This window comes from Bacillus sp. P4_D3, assembly GCF_056401855.1.
This window is the reverse complement of record NZ_JBFUIN010000795.1, coordinates 1-1,337: the sequence shown is the minus strand read 5'-3', so window position 1 is coordinate 1,337 and position 1,337 is coordinate 1. Positions and strand designations below refer to the sequence as shown.

The following is a 1,337-nucleotide window of genomic DNA, read 5'->3' as shown; positions in this document are numbered from 1 at the left end:
ATCCACCGCTACAATAAATATTGGTATAATAGGGATGTTTCATGAATTTCCGTTTCTTTATGTAATTGGGGGAAGAGATTTACCTAATCGATTTGATAATAAAGAGGTTGATGAAACAATTCTAGAAGCTTTGAAGTGCTTATATAAAGAATATAAGATGACAAGTCAAACAAACGTTGTAACCGATAATTGAATAAAAACGTTATTTTAATAGCAGGGAGGGGAATAGTGCACCTAAAGGAGTATACCGTTTACAAAAGTGAATCGCTCATATGTATCGGGACTATAAAGGAATGCGCTCAGCATATGGGAGTGTCTGGTGATTTCTAACATAAAAAGAGAGCACAAAGGCTCTCCTTAATGGTTTTGTGATCCGCCAGCAAAACGAAAAGATTCAAGTACTTCAATACATTAGAAATTTTGTGAACATGAAGTACAAGGTCCACCAGTAGGTTGAAATACAACATTGTCAACAAAAGCTGTTGCGCCTTGCCCACCTGTAGCAATATTTTGGAAAGCAACACATGCTGTAGTCACACCAGGAGGTATACACACAACAAGAATATAATGTTGGAAAAGGGATTGCGGTTGATTCGCAACAGGTATAATATGTGGAATATTTCCAAGAGTTATTGGGAGAGGAGGACATCCATGTCCAAGGTCTGGAAAAGATACAGAAGCTATAAGAAATGCATTATCCCTTACATCCGCAGCAAAAGAAAACGTAAAACAACAACCTTCGTCAACATCAACCAATTGATTAATACTTCCACCTGGTCCAATTGACGCAGCTAAGAGACTAAGTGCCCCATTTGAAAGAATACGACCACTATGAGCATTTGGAACACCTACTTCTTYAACATCCCCAATTTGATTCCAACCAGGAACTGGATCGGTTACTAATGGTGGTTCGTCAAATCCAGGGTTGTCAAGAACATTAGTACATGGACAACACGCTACTGCAGTTGGTCCTGTTGCGCCTGTTGCGCCTGTTGCKCCTGTTGGTCCTGTTGGTCCTGTTGGTCCTGTTGGTCCTGTTGGTCCTGTTGGTCCTGACGGTCCTCCTGACGGTCCTGTTGGTCCTGTTGGTCCTGTTGGTCCTGTCGGTCCTGTTGGTCCTGTTGGACCCGTTGGACCAATTTCAGGTGGAGGTAAAGGGGGCCCAAAACATTCGCATGGAATATGAAATTTCTTATTAAATTTACTCATTTTTACACCATCCTTATCATTAACCCAACTTACACTATATAGTTTATGAGTTAGCTAACACGCAAGTATAAGGAAAAAGCCTTTAAAAATAAAAATAAGCATATGCCCTTATGTCACAGATATAAACC

The 1,337-nt window shown here is 40.3% G+C and carries 1 protein-coding gene and 1 pseudogene; one reads left to right on the top strand and one right to left on the bottom strand.

All coding sequences use genetic code 11. The features are described from left to right. Window positions 1-193, top strand: a pseudogene (locus AC1DTM_RS26765) (serine hydrolase); the annotation flags it as partial. Between the two features lie 218 nt (window positions 194-411). Here the strand turns inward: AC1DTM_RS26765 and AC1DTM_RS26760 are convergent. Then, window positions 412-1,209, bottom strand: a complete 798-nt coding sequence (locus tag AC1DTM_RS26760; protein ID WP_477001308.1) for a collagen-like protein — start codon at window positions 1,207-1,209, stop codon at window positions 412-414. Window positions 1,210-1,337: the final 128 nt, after the last annotated feature.